Source organism: Serratia sp. 22278, assembly GCF_052045405.1.
GTDB lineage: Bacteria > Pseudomonadota > Gammaproteobacteria > Enterobacterales > Enterobacteriaceae > Serratia > Serratia marcescens.
On record NZ_JBQEOW010000012.1, the window covers coordinates 42,898 to 67,439 of the forward strand.

24 protein-coding genes are annotated in these 24,542 nt (G+C 61.9%); 15 read left to right on the plus strand and 9 right to left on the minus strand.

The genetic code is table 11. The features are described 5' to 3' along the window. Positions 1-112 precede the first annotated feature (112 nt). The 4 genes from ACTJJ6_RS19205 (at position 113) to malM (ending at position 4,511) form a co-directional block, all read left to right on the plus strand. Complete coding sequence (locus ACTJJ6_RS19205) at positions 113-1,084, plus strand: alpha-amylase family glycosyl hydrolase (RefSeq protein WP_049299931.1); 972 nt, start codon at positions 113-115, stop codon at positions 1,082-1,084. Then, positions 1,077-2,186 carry a maltose/maltodextrin ABC transporter ATP-binding protein MalK gene (gene malK, locus ACTJJ6_RS19210; RefSeq protein WP_016930284.1) on the plus strand — a complete coding sequence of 370 codons (1,110 nt, stop codon included), beginning with the start codon at positions 1,077-1,079 and terminating at the stop codon, positions 2,184-2,186. The genes ACTJJ6_RS19205 and malK overlap by 8 nt, the downstream gene beginning before the upstream one ends. A gap of 32 nt (positions 2,187-2,218) precedes the next feature. Next, positions 2,219-3,508, plus strand: coding sequence for a maltoporin (locus ACTJJ6_RS19215; RefSeq protein WP_028127550.1), 1,290 nt, complete (start codon positions 2,219-2,221; stop codon positions 3,506-3,508). A 97-nt stretch (positions 3,509-3,605) separates the two neighbouring features. Then, positions 3,606-4,511, plus strand: coding sequence for a maltose operon protein MalM (gene malM, locus ACTJJ6_RS19220; RefSeq protein ID WP_440803846.1), 906 nt, complete (start codon positions 3,606-3,608; stop codon positions 4,509-4,511). A 55-nt stretch (positions 4,512-4,566) separates the two neighbouring features. Here the strand turns inward: malM and ACTJJ6_RS19225 are convergent, their stop codons facing one another. From ACTJJ6_RS19225 to ACTJJ6_RS19235, 3 genes are read right to left on the minus strand one after another with little or no spacing between them, the layout of a single operon-like run. After that, positions 4,567-5,550, minus strand: coding sequence for a nucleoside hydrolase (locus tag ACTJJ6_RS19225; protein ID WP_016930281.1), 984 nt, complete (start codon positions 5,548-5,550; stop codon positions 4,567-4,569). A 22-nt stretch (positions 5,551-5,572) separates the two neighbouring features. Then, entirely contained in the window at positions 5,573-6,574 is a 1,002-nt protein-coding gene (locus tag ACTJJ6_RS19230) for a LacI family DNA-binding transcriptional regulator (protein WP_440803843.1), read from the minus strand. Between the two features lie 24 nt (positions 6,575-6,598). Then, a complete protein-coding gene (locus tag ACTJJ6_RS19235) occupies positions 6,599-7,981 on the minus strand; it encodes an MFS transporter (RefSeq protein ID WP_016930279.1) in 1,383 nt (460 codons plus the stop codon). Between the two features lie 392 nt (positions 7,982-8,373). On the opposite strand from ACTJJ6_RS19235, the gene ubiC reads away from it, so the two are divergent. Next, positions 8,374-8,889: a chorismate lyase gene (ubiC, locus tag ACTJJ6_RS19240; protein WP_033651214.1), complete on the plus strand. Its 516-nt coding sequence runs from the start codon at positions 8,374-8,376 to the stop codon at positions 8,887-8,889. 17 nt (positions 8,890-8,906) lie between these two features. Then, a complete protein-coding gene (gene ubiA / locus ACTJJ6_RS19245; RefSeq protein ID WP_028127548.1) occupies positions 8,907-9,779 on the plus strand; it encodes a 4-hydroxybenzoate octaprenyltransferase in 873 nt (290 codons plus the stop codon). 66 nt (positions 9,780-9,845) lie between these two features. On the opposite strand, the gene plsB is transcribed toward ubiA, so the two are convergent. Continuing rightward, a complete protein-coding gene (gene plsB / locus ACTJJ6_RS19250) occupies positions 9,846-12,311 on the minus strand; it encodes a glycerol-3-phosphate 1-O-acyltransferase PlsB (protein ID WP_028127547.1) in 2,466 nt (821 codons plus the stop codon). A gap of 148 nt (positions 12,312-12,459) precedes the next feature. On the opposite strand from plsB, the gene ACTJJ6_RS19255 reads away from it, so the two are divergent. The 4 genes from ACTJJ6_RS19255 (at position 12,460) to ACTJJ6_RS19270 (ending at position 15,504) form a co-directional block, all read left to right on the plus strand. Beyond that, positions 12,460-12,828 (plus strand): diacylglycerol kinase, encoded by a 369-nt coding sequence (locus ACTJJ6_RS19255; protein ID WP_016930276.1) that lies wholly within the window; start codon positions 12,460-12,462, stop codon positions 12,826-12,828. Positions 12,829-12,930: 102 nt separating this feature from the next. Next, positions 12,931-13,539, plus strand: coding sequence for a transcriptional repressor LexA (gene lexA, locus ACTJJ6_RS19260; protein ID WP_004936736.1), 609 nt, complete (start codon positions 12,931-12,933; stop codon positions 13,537-13,539). 103 nt (positions 13,540-13,642) lie between these two features. Further along, complete coding sequence (dinF, locus tag ACTJJ6_RS19265) at positions 13,643-14,980, plus strand: MATE family efflux transporter DinF (RefSeq protein WP_079451598.1); 1,338 nt, start codon at positions 13,643-13,645, stop codon at positions 14,978-14,980. A gap of 314 nt (positions 14,981-15,294) precedes the next feature. Beyond that, positions 15,295-15,504: a CsbD family protein gene (locus ACTJJ6_RS19270; protein WP_004936743.1), complete on the plus strand. Its 210-nt coding sequence runs from the start codon at positions 15,295-15,297 to the stop codon at positions 15,502-15,504. Between the two features lie 101 nt (positions 15,505-15,605). On the opposite strand, the gene zur is transcribed toward ACTJJ6_RS19270, so the two are convergent. Next, positions 15,606-16,118 carry a zinc uptake transcriptional repressor Zur gene (gene zur / locus ACTJJ6_RS19275; protein WP_015379223.1) on the minus strand — a complete coding sequence of 171 codons (513 nt, stop codon included), beginning with the start codon at positions 16,116-16,118 and terminating at the stop codon, positions 15,606-15,608. A gap of 245 nt (positions 16,119-16,363) precedes the next feature. Here zur and ACTJJ6_RS19280 point away from each other — a divergent pair, with 245 nt between their 5' ends. After that, complete coding sequence (locus ACTJJ6_RS19280) at positions 16,364-16,936, plus strand: sugar O-acetyltransferase (RefSeq protein ID WP_033639268.1); 573 nt, start codon at positions 16,364-16,366, stop codon at positions 16,934-16,936. Between the two features lie 30 nt (positions 16,937-16,966). Here the strand turns inward: ACTJJ6_RS19280 and ACTJJ6_RS19285 are convergent, their stop codons facing one another. Both ACTJJ6_RS19285 and ACTJJ6_RS19290 read right to left on the minus strand, forming a co-directional pair. Further along, positions 16,967-17,512, minus strand: coding sequence for an RNA polymerase sigma factor (locus tag ACTJJ6_RS19285; protein ID WP_049299929.1), 546 nt, complete (start codon positions 17,510-17,512; stop codon positions 16,967-16,969). An 18-nt stretch (positions 17,513-17,530) separates the two neighbouring features. After that, positions 17,531-18,064 (minus strand): tetratricopeptide repeat protein, encoded by a 534-nt coding sequence (locus tag ACTJJ6_RS19290; RefSeq protein WP_016930272.1) that lies wholly within the window; start codon positions 18,062-18,064, stop codon positions 17,531-17,533. Between the two features lie 202 nt (positions 18,065-18,266). Here ACTJJ6_RS19290 and dusA point away from each other — a divergent pair, with 202 nt between their 5' ends. Beyond that, positions 18,267-19,277, plus strand: coding sequence for a tRNA dihydrouridine(20/20a) synthase DusA (gene dusA, locus ACTJJ6_RS19295; RefSeq protein WP_016930271.1), 1,011 nt, complete (start codon positions 18,267-18,269; stop codon positions 19,275-19,277). 157 nt (positions 19,278-19,434) lie between these two features. Next, positions 19,435-19,653 carry an envelope stress response protein PspG gene (gene pspG / locus ACTJJ6_RS19300; RefSeq protein WP_016930270.1) on the plus strand — a complete coding sequence of 73 codons (219 nt, stop codon included), beginning with the start codon at positions 19,435-19,437 and terminating at the stop codon, positions 19,651-19,653. A gap of 300 nt (positions 19,654-19,953) precedes the next feature. On the opposite strand, the gene ACTJJ6_RS19305 is transcribed toward pspG, so the two are convergent. Beyond that, positions 19,954-20,937, minus strand: coding sequence for a quinone oxidoreductase (locus ACTJJ6_RS19305; RefSeq protein WP_049299928.1), 984 nt, complete (start codon positions 20,935-20,937; stop codon positions 19,954-19,956). Positions 20,938-21,110: 173 nt separating this feature from the next. Here ACTJJ6_RS19305 and dnaB point away from each other — a divergent pair, with 173 nt between their 5' ends. Beyond that, positions 21,111-22,535, plus strand: coding sequence for a replicative DNA helicase (gene dnaB / locus ACTJJ6_RS19310; RefSeq protein WP_025160134.1), 1,425 nt, complete (start codon positions 21,111-21,113; stop codon positions 22,533-22,535). A gap of 17 nt (positions 22,536-22,552) precedes the next feature. Further along, a complete protein-coding gene (alr, locus tag ACTJJ6_RS19315; protein ID WP_016930268.1) occupies positions 22,553-23,632 on the plus strand; it encodes an alanine racemase in 1,080 nt (359 codons plus the stop codon). 44 nt (positions 23,633-23,676) lie between these two features. Here the strand turns inward: alr and ACTJJ6_RS19320 are convergent, their stop codons facing one another. After that, positions 23,677-24,444, minus strand: a complete 768-nt coding sequence (locus ACTJJ6_RS19320) for a transporter substrate-binding domain-containing protein (protein ID WP_016930267.1) — start codon at positions 24,442-24,444, stop codon at positions 23,677-23,679. Between the last annotated feature and the right edge of the window lie 98 nt (positions 24,445-24,542).

Sequence of the window (24,542 nt, forward strand, 5' to 3'; positions counted from 1 at the left end):
CCCGCCTCCTCCCCCATGAAAAATCCTGTTACGGATGATTACCCTTTCCGGCGACTCCCGCACTATCGGCCCATCGATTTTTAACGCCACGCGCTGCAGGGATACCGGATTTATGTCGTCAATGCCTATCGCCACTCAGCCCACCCTGTACCGGATCCATCCGGCCAGTTTCCGTGACGGAAACGGGGACGGCGTGGGCGACGCGCTCGGCATGCTGGCGGCGCTGCCATACCTGAAAGCGCTGTCGATCGACGGTCTGTTGCTGCCGCAGACGTTGGCGCCGGAGGCCGAGGCGACGGTGACGGGCGAAGGGCTGACTCTGTGGTACGGCGATGACGCCAACCGCGTTCGCAATGCCGTCGCACCGCAGCGGTTCGCCCACGGCGCGCTGGCGCTCGACGTGATGCCGTTCAGCGCGGAAAAGCTGGTGGCGGTGCTGCACGCTCGCCGCGCCACGTTGGCAGACAGCCTGTGGAGCACCGGCGACGCCGATCAGCCTCGGGTGGTCAGCCGCTGGGGGCAGGGCGACCTGCGTTCCGCCGCCGCCTTTTTGACGCTGTTGGCGATGTTGCCGGCGCCGATCTGCCTGTATCAGGGCGAAGAGCTGGGGCTGCCGCATGCCGCCGGCCTGCAGGATCCGCGCGGCGCGCAAACGCCAATGCCGTGGCATGAAGCCCCCGAACAGGTCACCGCCGGGGAGATCAGCTGGTATCAGCAGGTGGCGATCGAACACCGCGCATTGGCCATCAGCCGCCAACAGCACGACAGCCACTCCACCTTACGTTACTGCCAGGCGCTGTTGGCCCTGCGCCGTTCGCCGCTCATCCAGCGCGGCGAGCTGAACGCGGTCAGCCAGCGGGACGGCGTGGTGCGCTTACTTATTACCCATCAGGATCAATGCCTTGAAGCGCTGATAAACCTGCAGCCTTATACTCAGGCGGCCGCGCCGTCTGAGGCGACCTTGCCGTTGGCATGGCAGCACGGCGCGCAGCAAGAGGGTCATCAATGGGTTTTGGCGGGCTTTGCCTCCGCCATTTTCACACGACATGTTAACTGCGAAAGCAGGGGAGTAACGCATGGCTAGCGTGACACTGCGCAGCGTTTATAAGGCCTTCGGTGAGGCCGTGATTTCCAAAGACGTCAATCTGACTATCGAAGACGGCGAGTTTGTGGTGTTTGTCGGGCCGTCGGGCTGCGGCAAATCGACGCTGCTGCGCATGATCGCCGGGCTGGAGGACATCACCTCCGGCGACCTGCTGATCGGCGAGAAACGTATGAATGAGGTGCCGCCTTCCGAGCGCGGCATCGGCATGGTGTTCCAGTCCTACGCGCTGTATCCGCACCTGTCGGTGGCGGACAACATGTCGTTCGGCCTGAAGCTGGCCGGCGCCAAGAAAGCGGAAATCAATCAACGGGTGAACCAGGTCTCCGAGGTGCTGCAGCTGGCGCACCTGCTCGATCGGCGGCCGAAGGCGCTGTCCGGCGGGCAGCGTCAGCGTGTGGCGATCGGCCGCACGCTGGTGGCCGAGCCGGACGTATTCCTGCTCGACGAACCGCTGTCCAACCTCGATGCCGCGCTGCGGGTGCAGATGCGCATCGAGATCTCCCGTCTGCACAAGCGCCTGCAGCGCACCATGATTTACGTCACTCACGATCAGGTCGAAGCGATGACGCTGGCCGACAAGATCGTGGTGCTCGACGCCGGTCGCGTGGCGCAGGTCGGCAAGCCGCTGGAACTGTACCACTACCCGGCCAACCGCTTCGTCGCCGGGTTCATCGGTTCGCCGAAGATGAACTTCCTGCCGGTCAAGGTCACCGCGGCGGAGCCGCGACAGGTGCAGGTCGAACTGCCCAACCGCCAACTGGTCTGGCTGCCGGTGGAAGGCGCGGGCGTTCAGCCCGGCGCCAACCTGTCACTGGGCATTCGTCCCGAACATCTGCTGCCCGGCGAAGCCTCTGAAGTGCGGCTTACCGGCGACGTACAGGTGGTGGAGCAGCTCGGTAACGAGACGCAAATCCACATCCAAATCCCGGCCATCCGTCAAAACCTGGTGTACCGCCAGAACGACGTGGTGCTGGTAGAAGAAGGTGCCACATTCGCCATCGGCCTGCCGCCTCACCGCTGCCATCTGTTCCGTGAAGACGGTACGGCATGTAAACGGCTGCACCAGGAGCCGGGCGTTTAAAGCATCAAAGTCGGTATAACAGGAGAATAATGATGACTACTCTGCGCAAACTTCCTCTGGCACTGGCTGTCGCCGCCGGTGTTCTCTCTACTCAGGCGCTGGCCGTGGATTTCCACGGTTACGCCCGTTCCGGCATCGGCTGGACCGGCAGCGGCGGTGAGCAACAGTGCTTCAAGGCCACCGGCGCCGCGAGCAAATACCGTCTCGGCAACGAATGCGAAACCTACGCCGAACTGAAACTGGGGCAGGAAGTGTGGAAAGAAGGCGACAAGAGCTTCTATTTCGACACTAACCTGGCCTATTCGGTCTCGCAGCGTTCCGACTGGGAAGACGTGACGCCGGGCTTCCGCGAAGTGAACGTGCAGGGTAAAAACCTGATCGAGTGGCTGCCGGGCTCCACGCTGTGGGCCGGTAAGCGTTTCTATCAGCGTCATGACGTTCACATGATCGACTTCTACTACTGGGATATCTCCGGCCCGGGCGCCGGTCTGGAAAACATCGATCTGGGCTTCGGCAAGCTGTCCGCCGCCGTGACCCGCAACTCCGAATCCGGCGGCTCTTACGGCTATCTGGATAACGAATGGAAACAGCGTCCGACCGTCAACGACACTTTCGACCTGCGTCTGGCCGGCCTGGAGTTGAACCCGGGCGGCACCCTGGAGCTGGGCGTGGACTACGGCCGCGCCAATGCGCAGGATAACTACCGCCTGGCCGACGGTGCCAGCAAAGACGGCTGGATGTTCACCGCGGAACACACGCAGAGCATCCTGAACGGTTACAACAAGTTCGTGCTGCAGTACGCCACCGACTCGATGACCTCGCAGAACAACGGCCGCAACGAAGGCGCCACCATCGATAACAACGGCAAGATGATCCGCGTGCTGGATCACGGCGCCATCGATTTCAACGATCAATGGGCGCTGATGTATGTCGCCATGTTCCAGGACATCGACCGCGACAACAACAACGGCACCACCTGGTACACCGTGGGCGTGCGCCCGATGTACAAATGGACGCCGATCATGAGCACCTTGCTGGAAGCCGGCTATGACAACGTCAAGTCTCAACGCACCGGCGATCGCAACGGCCAGTATAAAGTGACCCTGGCGCAGCAATGGCAGGCGGGCAACAGCATCTGGTCGCGTCCGGCCATCCGCCTGTTCGCCACCTACGCCAAGTGGGATGAGAAGTGGGGCTACGCCACCGGCGATGACACCGGGTATAACGCCGGCACCGCTTACAACGACACCAGCATGCATACCTTCAGCCGCGGCAAGGATGACGAAGTCACCTTCGGCGCCCAGATGGAAATTTGGTGGTAACGACAGGACGGGGAGGGCCGCCGGCTCTCCCCCAACCGCATTCGCCGCGGCCCGATCTCTTGCCTGATCCGCCGCGGTGCTGAAAGAGGATATAACGATGAAAAAGAATCTGCTGTCACTCTGCCTGTCGCTGGCGCTGACCGTCGGCGTGCCTTTGGCGGCCAACGCCGATACGCCGGCCAACGTTTCCGTCGCGCCGGCCATCAGCGCCGCCACGCTGCAAAGCCTGCCGTGGCAGCCGCTGCAGCCGCCGGTGTCGCAAGAAGTGAAGCTCGACGCCGTCAGCCCGCAGCTCAATCAGGGCGAGATCCAGGGGGCGATCGTCGCCTATACGCTGCCGGCCGATCGCGGTTCGCTGGAAGTGACGCTGAGCAGCCTCGCCAAGAACAATTCGCTGTACGCGCCGAGCGTGCTGGTGCTGGACGAGCATCTGCGCCCGGCGGCGTATTACCCGAGCAGCTATTTCCCTTACCAGCCGCCGGGAGCGATGTCCTCCGATCGCCTCGAAGGCACGCTGAAGCTGACGCCGGCGCTCGGGCAAAAACAGATTTACCTGCTGGTGTACACCACCCGCCAGGATTTGGCGAAAACCACGCAGCTGACCAATCCGGCCAAGGCCTATGCGCAGGGCGTGGGCAACGCGGTGCCGGATATCCCGGATCCGATCGCCGGCCACGCGACGACCGGCACGCTGAAGCTTAAGGTCACCGCGGAACAGGGCACCGGCAACGTGATGATCGGCATGCTGCAGCCTGCGCCGACCGTGGCGCCGGTGGTGGTGGGATCAACCGCACCGGCCGCCGTGGCGGCGCCGGCACCGACCCCGGAGAAACCGGCGGAGCCGATGCTCAACGATACCGAAAGCTACTTCAATAACGGCATCAAGCAGGCGGTGAAGGCGGGCGATATCGACAAGGCGCTGAAGCTGATGAATGAGGCCGAGAAGTTGGGCTCGACCACTGCGCGTAAAACGTTTATCAGCAGCGTTAAAGGCAAGGGGTAACACCCGGCGCTGCCGATGCTGGCTCGATGATTGGTGCGCCTTGGCGCACCTTTTTTCATCCGCGCGCCAGCGTTGCGCCGATCAGCGTCAGCAGACGGGGGTTGTCCACCTGCTGCATGATGCGCACCGGCTTGCCCTGCGGCGGCGGCAGGCCGACCGTCAGGCGCAGGCCGCCCGGCCGCCAACGGCGTGAGCTGCCGCGCGTCAACGCCCCTTCCAGCGCCACATCCACATGGAACATTTCGGTCGTGACCAACTGCGGTTCCAACAGCCAGGCGATCACCAGCGCATCATGGATCCAGCAGCCCGGCAGGCGCCGCGTATGGCGCGAATAGTCGATCCACGGCTGTGTGGTGGCGCGCAAATAGCGGCACAGCGGCGTATCCGGCTGGGTCAGTGCGGCCAGATCCGCCTGGGTCAGCATGGTCTGGGTGGTGACGTCCAGCGGGGCCAGCGTGATATTGGCGCCGCTGTTCAACACCAGCCGCGCCGCTTCCGGATCCAAACCAAAATTGGTGTCCTTGATGTATCCTTCGACGTTGAACACGCCGCCCATGATCACGATCTCTTTCACCGCCTGCGCCATCTGCGGGTAAAGCTGCATGGCGTGCGCAACGTTGGTCAGCGGGCCGATCGCCGCCAACGTGATCTCGCCGGGATGCCGGCAGATCAGTTCGCCGATGGCGATGGCGGCGTCCGGTGCGGGCGCGTTGGCCAGCGAGGGCGCGGGCAAGTCGCGCCACAGCGCCGCCAGCTTGGGATCGGCGATTGGGCGGTCCAGATGAGCGCGCCATGGCTCCGGCGGCTCGCTCAGGGCGCGCGCCGCGCCGAGGGCGACCGGCACCTGGTAGCCGCTTTGCGCCAGCAGATCGGTGGCGACGGCGAAGCCCACTTCGCGCGGGGTATTGCCGGCCACGATGCTGATCAGCTCCAGCTGCAGCTGCGGTTTGGCCGCCAGCGCCAGGGCCAGCGCCAGACCGTCGTCGACGTTGGCGCCGGGAACGCCGTTACCGGGATCGCAATCAATGATTAAACGCATAGTAAGGTGTCCTGAAAATCCGCTAACAGCCGCATGAATGGCGGATGCGCAGTTGAAAAGCGAATTCATGCAGCTCGGCGGGCGCGGCGCCGGCGGCCAGCATGGCGATGGCCCGCTTGGCCATGGCGTCGATCGGCTGCTCGACCGCGCTGAGCGGCGGCACGCTGAATTCGGATTGCTGCGTGCCGTTAAAACAGATCAGCGCCAGATCGTCCGGCGCGCGCAGCCCATGTTCCGCCAGCGCCGACAGGCAGCCGAGCGCCTGCTGCTCGTTGGAGGTGAAAACGGCGCGTGGGTGCGGGCCTTGCACCATGCGCTGGGTGGCCTGGTAGCCGCCCTGGCGGGTGTAGGGGACCTCGAAAATCCACTCGTCGCGCGGCGCGATGCCCGCCTCCAGCAGCGCATCGCGCCAGCCGTTCAGGCGATCCTGCGCGTTGAGCATGGTTAGCGGGCCGATAAAAATGCCGATGTCGCGATAGCCATGCTGCAGCAGATGGCGGGTCGCCTGGCAGGCGGCGTCGCGCTCGTCGACGCGGATGGCGCAGACCCCGGCCTGGCTGTCGATGGTATCTATCATCACGCAGGGCGTGCCGGAGGCGCGGATCAGCTCGAACCACGGATGGCGATCGACGCTGGTGTACAGCAGGCCGTCGACCTGGCGGCGCAGCAGGTTGTTGATCAGCTCATACTCGCGCTGCCGGTCGTCGCCGGCGTCGCCCAGCAGCAGCACGCGGCCGCGGCTGAAGGCCTCTTGCTGCAGCGCCCGCGCCAGCGTGGCGAAGAACGGATTGGAAATATCCGGCACCACCAGCCCATAGGTTTGCGTGCTGCCGGAGGCCAATGCCCGCGCGATGTCATTCGGCCGGTAGCCGGTCTGCTCGATCGCCGCCAGCACGCGCAGCCGGGTGGCTTCCGCCACCGGGCGAGGGCCGTTGTTGATCACGTAGCTGACCACGGCGACGGAGGTGCCCGCTATGCGAGCCACGTCGGCGCGGGTAACGCGGCGCGCGGAGTGATTATCCAAATTGAGGTCCTGTTCGCCTTCCCGCTACGCGGCATCCTGCGGCAGATTGAGATCGCGGCCGCGGGTTTCGGGAGCAAAGAAGGTGGTGATTAAGCCGATGGCCGCCATTACAACAAAATAGCAGGCGACAGGCCACCAGTGACCGAAACCGGACAGCAGCGCGGTGGCGATCAGCGGCGCGGTGCCGCCGGAGAGGATCGACCCAAGCTCCTTGGCGAACGCCATTTTGGAGTAGCGGTTCTTCACGCCGAACAGTTCGACGCCATAGGCCGCCTGTACGCCGAAGATCCCCAGCGATGCGATGCACATGCCGACCACGATCACCGAGATGACGATCGCCGGCTCACGGCTGTCGAGCAGCCAGAACGCAGGGAAAGCGTACAGCACCAGCAGCAGGCAGAACCACCGGTAGGTGATGCGGCGGCCGAAGCGATCGGAGAGCCAGCCGGCCAGCGGGATCACCAGAAAACCGCACAGTGAGGCGATCAGCACCGCCAGCGCCGGCACTGATTTATCGACCATCAGCACCTTGGCGACATAGCCGACGATAAAGCCCTGGCACAGGTAGGAGGGGCCGTTTTCGCCGATGCGCAGGCCGAGCATCACCCAGAACGCCTTGGTGCGTTGCAGGTAGCTGCGTGAGTCCGGCGCGGCCTGGGCGGCGTCCAGCATGCGCTGGTGGTTTTGCTGCAGCTCGCGTTCGAACACTGGCGTTTCCCGCACGTGGCGGCGCAGGTACAGCGCCGCGCCGGCGATCAGAATGCTGGCGAGGAACGGAATGCGCCAGCCCCAGCTCATCAGATCTTCCTTGTCGAGCTGCAGCACCAGCAGCCACACCAGCGACGCCAGCAGGGTGCCGCTGTTGGAGCCGATGGCGATGATCGACGCGACCAGCCCGCGCCGCTTGGCCGGCGCGTATTCCGCCAGCATCACCGCCCCGCCGGACAGCTCCGCACCGGCGCCGAACCCCTGCGCGAAGCGCAGGATCACCAGGCAGGCGGGCGCCCAGACGCCGATTTGCGCATAGGACGGGATCAGACCGATCAATGTGGTGGAGAGGCCCATTAGCGCCACGGTGGTGATCAGCACCACGCGGCGGCCTTTGCGGTCGCCGATCCAGCCGAACACCAGCGCGCCGATCGGCCGCGCGACGAAGCCGACGGAGTAGGTGGCGAAACTGGCCAGCAGCGCCACCAGCGGCGTGGCTTCGGGGAAGAACACGTCGCCGAACACCATGCCGGCCGCCAGGCCGTACAGCGCGAAGTCGACGTATTCCATGGCGGTGCCGAGCCAACAGGAGAAGGTGGCGCGCCAAAATTGGCTGCGCCCCTCTTTGGTTGCCAGGCGTTCATCGGCCGCCAGCGCGGCGTCGGCGGTCTGTGAAGGGGCAAGCGTTGTTTCGCTCATGGCAGTGCTATCCTCTTTTGTTCTGCGCCTGGAGGGGCGCGGTTAAAGATGGTTTCCCTGGTGCCGGCAACAAAGGTGTGCCGACAAATCATGTCGGACGCATGGCGATTCAACGCTGCCGTATCAGGGTATCTACGCGCGTAGATAACACAACGCGAGGAAGCTGAAACTTTGCGGGCGATCACAGAATCGTCAGCGCGCCGGGAAATGAAGATAGAGAATGCGGATGGCAAAAAGATGACAGAACCCCGGTTTTTCCGGCCGACAGACCTGCCGTTTTCGCCACGAATCAGCCTGCCGCTTTCGCATTTCTGCGCTACAATGGGGGCCTGTTAACAGTTTGTATCGTCTGGCGCGCCGTACCGGCTGCGGTTCAGGCGAGGAGTAAAGCAATGTCTGGCATCAGGGATTCCATCCTGCCGCCGCTGGAGTGGTTATCCGAACAGGATCCTCCGGCGCCCGCCGCCGTCAGCGACTGGCTGATGGAGTTAGGCTCCATGACCCGCCGATTTGAACGCCATTGCGCCCAGGTGCGCGTTGAACCGCAGCGCGAATGCTTCGTCACGCGTGAGGCGCTGGGCGACGAGGCGAACCACCTGCCCGACAGCCCGCGCTACTGGCTGCGCGAAGTGGTGCTGCTGGGCGACGACCAGCCCTGGCTGCTGGGGCGCACGGTGATCCCGGAACATACGCTGACCGGCCCCGATCAGGCGCTGGTGGATCTGGGGACGCTGCCGCTCGGGCGCTATCTGTTCAGCAGCGGCGATCTGACCCGCGACTATATCCATATCGGCCGGCAGGACGCGCTGTGGGCGCGTCGTTCACGGCTGCGGCTGGCGGGCAAGCCGCTGCTGCTGACCGAACTGTTTTTACCGGCTTCGCCGCTGTATTCAGCGGTTCCTGCATAAGAGAGGAGAACAAGACGTTGGAGGGAAGCGTGACTCAAAGTAAATGGCGGGCTTACAGCCATTTGATGCGCATTGATAAACCGATCGGCACGCTGTTGCTGTTGTGGCCGACGCTGTGGGCGCTGTGGCTGGCCGGGAAAGGCGTGCCGCCGCTGTCGATTCTGGTGGTGTTCGTGCTCGGCGTGTTCCTGATGCGCGCCGCCGGCTGCGTGGTGAATGACTACGCCGATCGCGCGGTGGACGGCTACGTAAAGCGCACCGCCGGGCGGCCGATGCCGAGCGGCCGGGTGAGCGCGAAAGAGGCCAAAGTGCTGTTCGTGGTGCTGGTGCTGATTTCGTTCTGCCTGGTGTTGACGCTGAATGCGATGACCATCTGGCTGTCACTGGCGGCGCTGGCGCTGGCCTGGGTGTATCCGTTTATGAAGCGGGTGACCAACCTGCCGCAGTTCGTACTGGGCGCCGCGTTCGGCTGGGGCATTCCGATGGGCTATGCGGCGGTCAGCGAATCGTTGCCGCTCAGCTGCTGGCTGCTGCTGCTGGCGAACATCTGCTGGACGGTAGCCTATGACACGCTGTATGCGATGGTCGATCGCGACGATGATCTGAAAATCGGCATCAAGTCCACCGCCATCCTGTTCGGGCGTTATGACAAGCTGATCGTCGGGCTGTTGCAGTTCGCGACGTTGTTGCTGCTGGCGTGGGTTGGTTATCTGGCGCAGCTCGGCGGCGCGTTTTACTGGTCGCTGTTGCTGGCGGGCGCGCTGTTCATTCACCAGCAGAAGCAGATCGCCGGGCGCGAGCGCGAAGCCTGCTTCAAGGCCTTCCTGCAGAACAACTATGTCGGGCTGGTGGTGTTTATCGGCATCGCGCTGAGCTATCTGCCGGCGTAACGGTTTCCTGCAGCAAGAAAAAAGGCACCCCAAGGGGTGCCTTTTGTGTTTTCGCGCCGGGCGAAATCACTCGTCTTTCTCTTCTTCCGCATCGGTTTGCGGCAGAGCGTTAGTCTCTTCCGGCATGTTGACGCTTTCGATGGTCAGCTTGATTTCCGGCGTGATCAGATCGCTCAGCATGCTGTACACCTCGAGGGTGTGTTCGCGGATCGCATCGCCGCTGTCGTTGATGTAGCCTTCTTCACGCAGCGTCGCCACCAGGGTGGAGAACACCGCCTTGTCGAAGAACTCCGGCGCGTTGATGCCGTGCAGCACCGACAGACGCTGCGCCATGATGCGGCTCTCTTTTTCCAGCGCGCCGCGGTTGATGCTCGGGTTGGCGCTGAGGATCGACATGGTGATGGCGTAGCGTTGCAGGGTTTCGCGCACCCCGGCGGCCAGCAGCTGCAGCGGGCGAATGCGCGCCGGGTTGAGCACCAGATCGTCGCCTTTGTCGCAGATCAACTGTTGACGGATCAGCTCGTCGATCATCGGCCGCAGCACGTCCGGCAGCTGTTCCTTGTCGTTATGCAGGAACAGCTCGGCTTTCAGCATCGGGTAGATCATGCCGATCTGGCGCAGCAGTTCGGCGCGCGATACCCGGCGGTGATGCATCACGATGCTGGCGATCAGCGACGGCAACACCAGCAGGTGGTGGATGTTGTTGCGGTAATAGGTCATCAGCACCGCCTGTTCGCGCGGCAGAATGATGATGTCGCCGATGTTGTCCTTTTCCACCTCGAACTTGTTCATGTTCAGCGCGTGATCCAGCAGCTCGTCCGGCGTTTGCGTCGGTACGGTGACGTCATGCGCGTAAGGCGCGTTGCGCATCAGCTGCAGGTAGCACTCGAGCTGTTCGACCAGCTGTTCGCGGGTCAGCGAACGCTGACGCGAGGCCAGCAGCGCGGTGGAACACAGGTTCATGGCGTTGGCCGCGGCGGCATTGTTGATGCGCACCATGATCTGGCCGGCCAGATCGTTGACCGTCGGCGTCAGCCAGCTTGGACGCTGAGCTTCGATCGGATCGATCGACTCGCGCCACTGCGGCACGTTCTGGTTGAGGTAAGCTGTCAACGGCAGCGGTTCGCCGAAGTTGACGTAACCCTGACCCAGGTTGCGCAGCTTGCGCAGGCCGCGCAGCATCTGCGGCAGGCTCTCTTTTTCCTTGGTGGCGCCGCGCAGCTCTTTGGCGTAGGTACCCACTTCCATCACGTGCTCGTAACCGATGTAAATCGGCACCAGCGTGATCGGACGGGTGCCGCCGCGCAGCATCGCCTGAATGGTCATCGACAGGGTGCCGGTCTTCGGCTCCAGCAGGCGCCCGGTGCGGGAACGGCCGCCTTCCACGAAGTATTCCACCGAGTAACCGCGGGTGAACAGCTCGCCGAGGTATTCGCGGAACACCGTCGAGTACAGCTTGTTGCCCTTGAAGGTGCGGCGGATGAAGAACGCGCCCAGGCGGCGGAAGATCGGGCCGGCCGGCCAGAAGTTGAGGTTGATGCCCGCGGCGATGTGCGGCGGCACCAGGCCCTGGTGATACAGCACGTAGGACAGCAGCAGATAGTCCATGTGGCTGCGGTGGCAGGGCACGTAGACGATCTCGTGGCCGTCCTGCGCCAGCTGGCGCACGCGCTCGGCGTTGGTGACGTTGATGCCCTGATACAACCGGTTCCAGGTCCAGCTCAGCACGCGGTCGGACAGACGCACGGTTTCGTAGGAGAAGTCGGCGGCGATCTCTTCCATCAGCGCGATGGCGTTCTGCTGGGCCTTCTCGTGCGAGATCTTCTTGCTGCGCGCTTCGTCCTCGACCGCTTTTTCGATCGCTTTGGACGCCAACAGCTTGTTGAACAGATCCTGACGGGCCGGCAGGCTTGGGCCCACCGCGGCCAGGCGCTGACGCGAGAAGTGCATGCGCGCCACGCGCGCCAGTTTCTGCGCGATGGTTTTATCCGTGCCGTGTTCGGTCGCCATACGGCGCAGCGACACGGTGTTGGAGAAACGCACGAAGCTGTCGCGGCCGAGCCACAGCACGGCGAAGAACTTCTGCACGCCGTTCAACAGACGCAGGTGCGGCGTGCCGTGGCCTTCGCGGCCCGGCGAGCGGCCGAACATGACCGAAACCGGCAGCATCTGAATGTCGAGATCCGGGTTGCTGCGATGCAGATCCAGATAGTCGTGGAACAGCTTTACCGACTCTTCTTTCGGGGTGTAGTAGCGGAACACGCGCGGGCCGTCGTGAATGAACACGTAGCTCGGCAGCACGGTGCCGTCGATCTCCAGCGAGTTGAGCGGATCGGGCAGATCCTGCGCCAGGCACTGGGTGCGCAGCGTCAGCAAATCCGCCTTGGAATTGTAAGGTAAAACATACAAAATCGGCCGTGAGGGATCCAACCCTAGCTCGGTAACCGGATCTGAAGGGATGACCTTACTTCTTACCAACAATTTAAGTGGTAAATTCAATATTTTATAATAAATTTTACGCCAACCTGACATAACAACGTGAAGCCTCTTGTTAGCAATGCGCCGCAAGCATACCAGAAACCGGGTAGCAGATCTGTGGTGTTCGAAAACCGAGAGCCGTCAGCGCCGACTGTTCTAGACTCTTTTTATTATGACCGACCTCTGAGAAAGGCACGAAAACATGGCAAACCAAGCAACCGGACTGACCCGCATCATCAAGGCCGCCGGCTATTCCTATAAAGGGCTATCCGCCGCCTGGCAGCACGAAGCGGCTTTCCGCCAGGAACTGGTGGTCACCCTTCTGGCTATCATACTGGCTGTCTGGCTGGATGTGGGTGCGATAGCGCGCATTTTATTGATCGGATCGGTAGCGCTGGTGATGATCGTCGAGATCCTGAACAGCGCGATCGAGGCGGTGGTGGATCGCATCGGCAGCGAACATCACGAGCTGTCCGGGCGGGCCAAGGACATGGGATCGGCGGCGGTGTCGCTGGCGATCGCGCTGGCGCTGTTCGTTTGGGGCACGGTCTTATGGCAGCATTTCGGCTGACGAAAAGCGCCTACTGACTGATTTTTATTTATTCTTCGGTTCCCAATCCGCGCTTACCTGTATATACTCACAGCAAGACTGTATAAACAAACAGGGGGCGGAATGAAAGCACTAACTACCAGACAGCAAGAGGTCTACGATCTGATTCGCGAGCACATTTCGCAAACGGGCATGCCGCCAACGCGTGCCGAGATCGCGATGCGTCTGGGGTTCCGTTCGCCTAACGCCGCCGAAGAACACCTGAAGGCGCTGGCACGCAAAGGCGTGATCGAAATCGTCTCCGGTGCCTCGCGCGGTATCCGTCTGCTGATGGAAGAAGAAGAAGGGCTGCCGCTGATCGGCCGCGTCGCCGCCGGCGAGCCGCTGCTGGCGCAGCAGCACATCGAAGGGCACTACCAGGTGGATCCTTCCCTGTTTAAACCGAGCGCCGATTTCCTGCTGCGGGTGAACGGCATGTCGATGCGCGACATCGGCATTCTGGACGGCGATCTGCTGGCGGTGCACAAAACGCAAGACGTGCGCAACGGCCAGGTCGTGGTCGCGCGCATCGAAGACGAAGTGACGGTCAAGCGCTTGAAAAAGCACGGCAACGTGGTTGAACTGCTGCCGGAGAACAATGAATTCCAACCGATAGTGGTCGATCTGCGTCAGCAGAATTTCACTATCGAAGGGCTGGCGGTCGGCGTGATCCGCAACGGCGACTGGATTTAATCGCCGGCCCATCACCGCCGCTCCCTGTATCAATCGCCCCTGTTTTGGGGCGTTTTTGTTTCTGACTTCGCCCTTTGTCACTCAGTCACAGGAACATCCCATCATGCGCCTGATTTCCGCCTTCACCAGCGACACCGATAAAGCCCTGTGGCGCCTCGCCCTGCCGATGATCTTCTCCAATATTACCGTGCCGCTGCTCGGGCTGGTGGACACCGCGGTGATAGGCCACCTCGACAGCCCGATCTACCTGGGGGGCGTGGCGATCGGCGCGGTGGCGACCAGTTTCCTCTTCATGCTGCTGTTATTCCTGCGCATGAGCACCACCGGCCTCGCGGCGCAGGCGCTGGGAGCGAAAAACCCGCAGGCGCTGGCGCGCGCCTTTATGCAACCGCTGCTGCTGGCGCTGTTGGCCGGGGGGGCGATCGTCCTGTTGCGCTACCCGCTGATCGAACTGGCGCTGCGGATCGTCGGCGGCGATGGCGAGGTGCTGGAGCAGGCGCGGCGTTTTCTTGAGATCCGCTGGTTAAGCGCGCCGGCGGCGCTGGCCAACCTGGTGCTGCTGGGCTGGCTGCTCGGCGTGCAGTACGTGCGGGCGCCGGTGATCCTGCTGATCGTCGGCAACCTGCTGAACATCGTGCTGGATATCTGGCTGGTGATGGGCCTGGGCTGGAACGTGCGGGGGGCGGCGGCGGCAACCGCCATCGCCGAATACGCTACGCTGCTGCTCGGCCTGTGGTTGGCGTGGCGGGTGATGCGCCTGCGCGGTATTACCCTGCAGATGCTGCGCCAGGCCTGGCGTGGCGATCTGCGTCGCCTGCTGGCGCTCAACCGCGACATCATGCTGCGTTCACTGTTGCTGCAACTGTGCTTTGCGTCGTTGACCATTTTCGGCGCTCGCCTGGGAAGCGAGGTGGTGGCGGTCAATGCGGTATTGATGAATCTGCTGACGTTCACCGCCTATGCGCTCGACGGTTTCGCTTATGCGGTGGAGGCTCATTCGGGCCACGCCTACGGCGCCCGGGACGACAGCCAACTGCGCAAGGTGTGGCACGCGGCCTGTAGGCAGGCAGGGCTGGTCGCGTTGGCCTTCGGCCTGGCGTATGCCGTTACCGGCCAGCAGATCGTGGCGGCATTGACCTCTTTGCCGGAACTGCGTGCGTTGGCCGCCCATTATTTACCCTGGCAGGTCATTCTGCCGTTGGTCGGGGTGTGGTGCTATTTGCTGGACGGCATGTTTATCGGCGCCACGCGCGGCGCCGAGATGCGTAACAGCATGGCGGTGGCCGCTGCGGGATACGGTCTGGCGCTGTTCAGCGTGCCGCTACTAGGCAACCACGGGCTCTGGCTGGCGCTGGCGGTGTTTCTGGCGCTGCGCGGCCTGGCGTTGGGCTGGATTTGGCACCGTCATCAGGTGCGCGGCAGCTGGTTTGCTGCACGCTAGGTCGGACGCTTTGTTGGGTTGTTTATTAATTTGTCTTATGTTTTATTCATGTTTACTTACATGTTTTCAGTCCAGACCCGTGCGCGTTAGCTCGTTGTTTGTTGGCGTTTTTTGTTTTTATTGTATTTTTTAATGGTTTTTTATTCTGCAAATTGGCTTTTTTATTTCCATGTTTAACTAGAATGAATCATGTGGCTGGTAAATGAAGGGGAGCGTTGCTTCTTAAGGTGAAGGGAGCATCAGCCAGAAAAATTTCTGGTTAACCCCGGCCGGCGACAGGGATCACTGATTCACCACAGGTTAACGGAGAGACTATGAATAAAGATCAAGCCGACGGTAACTGGAAGCAGCTGAAAGGCAAAGTGAAAGAGAAATGGGGCAAGCTGACCGATGACGATCTGACGGTCATCGAAGGGAAACGCGAACAGCTGGTCGGCAAAATCCAGGAGCGCTACGGTTACCAGAAAGAGGCGGCCGAAAAAGAGGTGAAAGCCTGGGAAGATCACACCAAACACCGCTGGTAATCTGCAGGGCCGCCATTGAAGGCGGCTTGCACAGCGCAGGCCGGCGTCGCTCCATCCTCTGGCGCTCCGGCCGCAGGTACAGGGAGGTACCTGATTTTGTCTTACTTCTTCTTGATGGCGATGCTGTGATCGTGTTCGGCGCAGTCATGCTTGCTGTCGCAAGCTTCAACTTCCACGCAGCCGGCGCACAGACCGTGCGCTTCCACTACGCTGTGCCGCAGCGCAAATCCGGCCTCCTGAGCCAGCTTTTGCAGCGTTTCCTCTACGCCTTCGGTGGTGCGTTCGGTCACCTGGCCGCAGCGGTCGCAGATAAACAGCGCGGACGTATGCATCGGCTGTTCGAAGTGGTGGCACAGCACGTAGCTGTTGGCGGACTCCACCCTATGGATAAACCCTTGCTCCAGCAGAAAATCCAGCGCGCGGTAGACCGTCGGCGGCTTGGCCTGCGGTTCGGCGACGCGCAGCAGATCGAGCAGGTCGTAAGCGCTGATTGCACCGGGTTGCTGAGTCATCAGACGCAGCACTTCCAGCCGTTGCGGCGTCAATCGCACATTGCGTTGCTGGCAGAGGCGTTCCGCCTGCGCCAGCAGCTTTTCCTGGGTGGTTGAGTTCATCGCAAATATCCCGGTACGTAAAAAAGCCGATTTTACCATGATTACGGCGAATCGCCGAGAGTTGCCCCCTTTTCCCCTGAGGATAGCGCAGAGAAAGGCGCGCTGAGCGCGCTAAAAGAGAGATGCATCACAACTTTTCCCCTCCGCCGGACGGCAAATCAACGTTGCCGGTTTTAGCGCTGGAGAGCAGCGGGCGAGAGCGGTATAACGCGCTTCATCCGCGTGATAAGCAGGAGCCTTGTGTGATGACGGAAAGAGAGAAACTGTTAAGCGGCCTGGAGTACAACAGCCGCGATGAAGAACTGATCGCCCTGTACCATCGAGCCAGGGCGTTGACCAAAAGCCTGGAGGCACTGGATTCGCATCAGGCGGACGAGAAAAATCGCCTGCTCGGCGAGCTGTTCGGCAGCTGGGGTGAGGCGAGCTGGATCGAAACGCCATTCTGGTGCGACTACGGGCAGCATGTCCGCATCGGCAAAAACTGTTTTATCAACGTCAATGCGGTGTTCCTCGACTGCAACACCATCACCATCGGCGACAACACGCTGATCGGCCCCAACGTGCAAATCTACACGCCGAGTCATCCGCTGAAGGCCGGTGAACGCTTTACCGGCGATCCGGCTTTTCCTTTCCGCACCTCGGCGCAGCCGGTGTCCATCGGCAGCAACGTGTGGATCGGCGGCAACGTGGTGATCCTGCCGGGAGTGACCATCGGCGATGGCACGACTATCGGCGCGGGCAGCATCGTCACCGGCGACATTCCGGCCAATGTGTTGGCGCTGGGGCAGCCGTGCCGGGTTATCCGCGCGTTGGAATAGGGCGCTGAATACGAATCGGCGGCCAGCGGTTTATCGGCGAGTGCGGGGCAAAGGGGGAGGAGGGGGCTTCTTATGGTGCGAATCGTCGTTTGGCAACTGGCGGTCATCGGCCAAGGCCTGACGTGCGGCCGCAAGGCGGCTCATGACGGTGCCGATTGGCACCGCCAGCACTTTCGCCGCTTCCCGGTAGGACAGCCCTTCGACATACACCAAAAACAGCGCGTTGCGCTGGGCCGCCGGCAGCCGGTTTACGCGCCGCATCACTTCATTGAGCCAGACTGGCTGTTCACCGTTGTCCGCATCGCCAAGCTCTTCCGCCGCCATGCAGCCTTGCCCCTGGCGAAGATGCTGGGCGCGAACTTCATTGAGCCAGATGGAGTGCAGGATGGAAAACAACCAGCGATCCAGGTGAGAACCGGGGGTGAATTGCGCGGCGCGTTCCAGCGCACGCACGCAGGTCGCCTGCACCAGATCGTCGGCGATATCCCGCCGGTGCGAAAGCACCAGCGCATAGCGCCATAGGCGGGAGAGATAGTGGCCGAGTTCATCGCGTATCGCATCGCCGCTGATAGTCACCTCCGCAGGCGCGTCGGATCAAGATTCCGGGTGGCGGTCGATGGCTGCCGCCAAATCACGGTACTCCTCGCACCCGGTGCCGCACAGCGACTGGATCACCTGCAGCTGTTGGCGCGCCAGGTCGGGCCGCCCTTTCAGCATATAGGCTTCCCCCAGGTACTCGCGCACTTTGGGGTATTTCGGATCGAGGGCGACTGATTTTAAATAATAGCCGATACCCTCATCGGTGCGGCCAAGTTTGCGCGTGGCGTAGCCGCGATAATTCAGTGCGACGGCGGTGTTGGGATTTTTCAGCGTGTTGAGCATATCGATCGCTTCCTGATAGCGGCCGCTTTTCGCCAGTGCATAGGCATAGTTAGTGCGGTCGGCGTCGTCGACTTTGCTGCTTTTATCCACCGTGCAGGTCTGGGTTTTACTGTCATAGACCTGGCCTTTCGGACAGGTCGGCGGGGTTTGGCTGCTGCCGTCGCCGCCCATCGCCAGCGCCCCGCCGGAAAACAGCAGGCAGCCGGCAATGGTCGATGCCAGCAGGCGTTTAATGAAGCTGTTCATGGTTGTGTCCTCAAGGCAGAGGCGCCGTGCGCGCCCGTAATGAGATAACACCTGAACGCGTGAATTTATTCGCCTTACTCCCGCTTATTTACGCCGCCGGCAAGGCGGTTTTCCCAACGGCGCCGATTGTCGTTATAATAGCCGTTTGCGGCCGCGCGCCGTTCGTTGAACCCAGACAGACTCAGGTAGCCAGTAACTCAGCATGACGAAAGACAACCACGCCCCAACCTACGCCGCCAATCGCTTTTCCATCGCGCCAATGCTCGACTGGACCGATCGTCATTGCCGTTACTTCCACCGCCTGCTGACCAAGGAAACGCTGCTGTACACCGAAATGGTGACCACCGGCGCGATCATACACGGCAAGGGTGACTACCTGGCCTACAGCGAAGAAGAGCATCCTGTGGCGCTGCAGCTGGGCGGCAGCGATCCGGTCGCGCTGGCGCACTGCGCCAAACTGGCGGAGCAGCGCGGTTATGACGAGATTAACCTCAACGTCGGCTGTCCGTCCGATCGCGTGCAAAACGGCATGTTCGGCGCCTGCCTGATGGGCCAGGCGACGCTGGTCGCCGACTGCATCAAGGCGATGCGCGACGTCGTATCGATACCGGTGACGGTGAAGACCCGCATCGGCATCGACGATCAGGACAGCTACGCCTTCCTGTGCGACTTTATCCAGACCGTCGCCGGGCGCGGCGAGTGCGACATGTTCACTATCCACGCTCGCAAAGCCTGGCTCTCCGGCCTCAGCCCGAAAGAGAACCGCGAAGTGCCGCCGCTGGACTACCCGCGCGTTTATCAGTTGAAGCGGGATTTCCCGGCGCTGACCATCGCCATCAACGGTGGAGTGAAAACGCTGGAAGAGGCGCAACAGCACCTGCAGCATTTGGACGGCGTGATGATGGGGCGCGAGGCGTACCAGAATCCGGGCATCCTGGCGCGGGTCGACAGCGAACTGTTCGGCGCGCAGACCGCGGTGCCGGACAGCGTGGCGATCGTCGAAGCGCTGTATCCGTATATTGAGCGCGAGCTGTCCAACGGCACCTATCTCGGCCACATCACCCGCCACATCCTCGGTTTGTTCCAGGGTGTGCCGGGCGCGCGCCAGTGGCGTCGCCACCTGAGCGAGAACGCCCACAAGCCGGGCGCCGATGCGCGGGTGGTGGAGCAGGCGCTGGCGTTGGTGCGTCAGCCGCGCGTCGAAATGGCGTAACCCACAAAAAGTTTGACCAACAGTTAGTCTTTTTCGCCAGGCATTCGGCGTGTTGCCGGATGTCTGCCCCGTTTTTTCAATAGGTTAGCCCTTCCGCCATTCTGGCACGCTTCTTGTAATCCACTCTGCAGATACGTTGAGTTGCAAAGGAGCAATCATGTTGGAAATCTTCTTTCTCATTGGCTTTGTGGTGATGCTGATGGTGACCGGCATCTCGCTGCTGGGGATCTTCGCTGCGCTGTTGGCGGCGGCGGCGTTCATGCTGTTGGGTGGGTTGTTCGCGGTGGTGATTAAGCTGTTGCCGTGGTTGATTTTGGCGGTGGTTGGGGTATGGATTTACCGTTCGATGCAGAAACCCCAGATCCGGCGTTACTGATTTTTTGCCGAATAATCAGTCAGTCGCGATGAAACTTGCATAACTGCCCGCCACGCTAATGCGGCAGCGATCACAGCTTGGCAGTTTTACCCGGCGATGTGGCACATAAAGCGTGTTTTTTGCCGGACGGGGCTGCTAGGATGTTGGTCGATGCAGTGATGCGACCGATTTCATCACCGTGAGAGACAACCAAAATTCGTGTTGCTGAAGCAACCCCCGGTCTCTGGCGGACTCTGCTCTACCCCTACAAAACGCAGTAACAGAAAGGGCTCCGCAAGGAGCCCTTTTCTTTTGCCGCGATCAGGGGATCAGCAGACTGGAGCCACTGGTGCTGCGGCTTTCCAATACTTGGTGTGCCCGCTGGGCGTCGGCCAGCGCGAATTTCTGCTCGTCTTTCACTTCCACCCGAATGGCGCCGCTGCCGATCAGGGAGAACAGCTCGTTGCTGGCGTACTGCAGCTCGGCGCGGTTGGTGATGTAGCCGTTGAGGGAGGGGCGGGTGACGTACAGCGAGCCCTTCTGATTCAGCAGCGCCAGATCGACGCCGGTCACCGGGCCTGAGGCGTTGCCGAAGCTGACCATCAGGCCGCGCCGCTTCAGGCTGTTGAGCGAGGCCTGCCAGGTGCTTTGCCCCACCGAATCGTACACCACACCGACCTTCTCGCCGTGCGTCAGCTCGGCCACTCGTTGGGCGATATCTTCTTTATGGTAGTTGATGGTGGCCCAGGCGCCGGCCTGCTTCGCCAGCGCGGCCTTCTCGTCGGAGCCGACGCTGCCGATCAGGCGCGCGCCCAGCGCTTTCGCCCATTGGCAGGCGATAAGGCCGACGCCGCCGGCGGCGGCATGGAACAGAAACACTTCACCCGGTTGCACGTCGTGGGTCTGGCGCAGCAGGTAGTGTACCGTCAGCCCTTTCAGGAAAGAGGCGGCGCCCTGTTCAAAGCTCAGGTTGTGCGGCAGCAGCGCCACTTTTTCTTCCGGCACGTTGTGGATCTCGCTGTAGGCGCCGAGCGCCGATTGCGCATACACCACCCGGTCACCCGGTTTGATCGCGCTGACGCCGGCGCCGACCTTGACCACCACGCCGGCCGCTTCGGTGCCGAGGCCGCTCGGCAGGCTCGCCGGCGCATACAGGCCGCTGCGTACATAGGTATCGATGTAGTTGATGCCGATCGCCTTGTTCTCGATCTGCACTTCGCCGGCCGCCGGATCGAGCGGTGTAAAATCAACGTATTGCAAGACTTCCGGCCCGCCGGTGGCGGAGAATTGAATGCGCTTGGCCATGTTCTACCCTCATTTGGTTATCTGAATTCACCCTATGCCTTTTGGCTGCGGAGATCTAGCCTGCCCGTGCGCCGGCCTGTGGCAATTATGCGGCGGAATCGTGCGGAAAAATCACGTATACTCTTGCGTCAGCAGCCTCACCCTCATTCGCAACCGGATAAAGACTACGTTTCATGGCAGGAAAAAAACCAACCAACAAAACAAACGCGGACGAAACCAGAGAGCGTTCCAGAGATCGTCAGATGGAAGGGCTGAAGATGCCGCCGCACTCGCTGGAGGCAGAACAGTCGGTGTTGGGCGGTTTGATGCTGGATAACGAGCGCTGGGACAACGTGGCGGAGCGCGTGGTCGCCAACGACTTCTTCAGCCGCCCGCACCGCCTGATCTTTACCGAGATGCAGCGTCTGCTGGAGATGAGCAAGCCGATCGACCTCATCACCCTGTCCGAATCGCTCGAGCAGAAGGGCGAGCTGGACTCGGTCGGCGGCTTCGCCTACCTGGCTGAGCTGTCGAAAAACACCCCGAGCGCCGCCAACATCGGCGCCTACGCGGACATCGTGCGCGAGCGCGCGGTGGTGCGCGAAATGATCTCGGTGGCTAACGAAATCGCCGACGCCGGCTACGATCCGCAGGGGCGCAGCAGCGAAGACCTGCTCGATCTGGCGGAATCCCGCGTGTTCCAAATCGCCGAGAACCGCGCCAGCAAAGACGAAGGCCCGAAGGGCATCGAGCGCATCCTGGAAGACACCGTGTCGCGCATCGAGCAGCTGTATCAGCAGCCGCACGACGGCGTGACCGGGGTTGATACCGGCTATCAGGACCTCAACAAGAAAACCGCGGGCATGCAAAAGTCCGATCTGATCATCGTCGCCGCCCGTCCTTCGATGGGGAAAACCACCTTCGCCATGAACCTGTGCGAAAACGCCGCGATGACCCAGGAAAAACCGGTGCTGATCTTCAGCCTGGAGATGCCTGGCGAGCAGATCATGATGCGTATGCTGGCGTCGCTGTCGCGCGTGGATCAGACGCGCATCCGTACCGGCCAGCTCGACGACGAGGACTGGGCGCGCATTTCCAGCACCATGGGCATCCTGCTGGAGAAGCGCAACATGTACATCGACGACTCCTCCGGCCTGACGCCGACCGAAGTGCGCTCGCGCGCGCGGCGCATTTTCCGCGAGCACGACGGGCTTAGCCTTATCATGATCGACTACCTGCAGTTGATGCGCGTGCCGGCCCTGTCCGACAACCGTACGCTGGAGATCGCCGAGATTTCGCGCTCGCTGAAGGCGCTGGCGAAAGAGCTGCAGGTGCCGGTGGTGGCGCTGTCGCAGCTGAACCGAAGCCTGGAGCAGCGCGCCGACAAACGCCCGGTCAACTCCGACTTGCGTGAATCCGGCTCTATCGAGCAGGATGCCGACCTGATTATGTTCATCTATCGTGATGAGGTGTATCACGAGAACAGCGATCTGAAAGGGATCGCGGAAATTATTATCGGTAAGCAGCGTAACGGCCCCATCGGCACCGTGCGCCTTACCTTTAACGGCCAGTGGTCGCGTTTCGACAACTACGCGGGGCCACAATACGATGACGAATAATCAGCTAAGGAACTGAAATGAAAGCGGCAACCGCTGTAATCGACCGCCGCGCTCTGCGACATAATCTGCAACAGGTGCGCCGCCAGGCGCCGCAAAGCCGCCTGATTGCCGTTGTGAAAGCAAACGCTTATGGACATGGCCTGCTGGAAACAGCACACACCCTGCAAGACGCCGACTGCTACGGCGTGGCGCGCATCGGCGAGGCGCTGATGCTGCGTTCCGGCGGCATCGTCAAACCGATCCTGCTGCTGGAAGGTTTCTTCTGTGCCGAAGACCTGCCGGTGCTGGTGGCGAACAACATCGAAACCGCGGTGCACTGCATCGAACAGCTCGAAGCGCTGGAGCAGGCCGAACTGGCGCGCCCGGTGCCGGTGTGGATGAAGCTCGATACCGGCATGCATCGGTTGGGGGTGCGTCCCGAACAGGCGGAAGCGTTTTATCAGCGCCTGTGCGCCTGCCGCAACGTGGCGCAGCCGGTCAATATCATGAGCCACTTCAGCCGCGCCGATGAGCCGGAGTCCGACGCCACCCTGAAACAGATCGCCTGCTTCGAGCAGTTCGCGCGCGGCAAACCGGGCCAGCGCTCGGTCGCCGCCTCCGGCGGCACGCTGCTGTGGCCGGACGCCCACAACGAGTGGGTGCGTCCCGGCATCATTCTGTACGGCGTGTCGCCGCTGGATAACGGCAGCGGCGCCGAGCATGGTCTGCAGCCGGCGATGACCCTGAAATCCAGCCTGATCGCGGTGCGCGAGCACAAGGCCGGCGAAGCGGTCGGCTACGGCGGCACCTGGGTAAGTCCGCGCGATACCCGGCTGGGCGTGGTGGCGATGGGATACGGCGACGGTTACCCGCGCAGCGCGCCGACCGGCACGCCGATCCTGATCAACGGCCGTGAAGTGCCGATCGTCGGCCGGGTGTCGATGGACATGATTTCGGTCGATCTCGGGCCGGATGCCGCCGATAAGGTGGGGGATGAAGCGGTGCTGTGGGGGCCGGCATTGCCGGTCGAGCGTATCGCCGCCTGCACCGGCATCAGCGCTTATGAACTGATCACCAAGCTCACGCAGCGCGTGGCGATGGAATACATCGGCGACTGATGCGCCGCAGGGGCCGACGCGCGTCGGCCCCGTTTCTCAGCGCGTTACTTCTTTACCGCCAACCACTTATCGATAACCTTCTGATACTCGCCGGTCGCCTTGGCCAGGTGCAGCCACTGATCCACATACAGTTTCCAACTCAGATCGTCGCGCGGCAGCATGTAAGCCTTCTCGCCGTACTGCATCGGTTTGGTCGGATTCACCGCGCACAGCTTCGGATAGCGCTTTTGTTGGTACAACGCCTCGGAGGCGTCGGTGATCATCACGTCCGCCTTGCGATCCACCAACTGCTGGAAAATGCTCATGTTGTCGTGCGTCAGCGTCAGTTTGGCCTTCGGCAGATAGGCGTGCACGAAGGCTTCATTGGTGCCGCCCGCCGGTTCCAACAGACGCACCGACGGTTTGTTGATCTGTTCTATCGTGCGGTATTTCTTCACGTCGGTGCAGCGCACCAGCGGGATTTTGCCGTCGGTATCCAGCTTGTCGGCGAAGAACACCTGCTTTTGCCGCTCCAGCGTGACGGAGATGCCGCCCATGGCGATGTCGCACTTGCCGCCGACGAAGTCCGGGGTCAGGGTTTTCCAGCTGGTTTTCACCCACTTCACCTTGGCGCCCAGGCTCTTCGCCAGCGATTCCGCCATGTCGATATCGATGCCTTCATAGCCGCCGTCTTCCTTGAGGAAGGTATAGGGCTTGTAGTCGCCGGTGGTGCAGACCTCCAGGGTCTTCTGCTGCAGCACCTTGTCCAGGTGGGATTGCGCACCGGCACCGCCGGCGGCGAGCAGCAGCGCGAGGGGGAGAAGCTTTTTCATCTGGCGTCCTTTTTATACATTCGTGGTTTTATGCGTTACTTCGCCGTTAATTGTCGTTTGCCTGCATGAGTTAGCCGTTTTTTATGCCGCTTACCGGC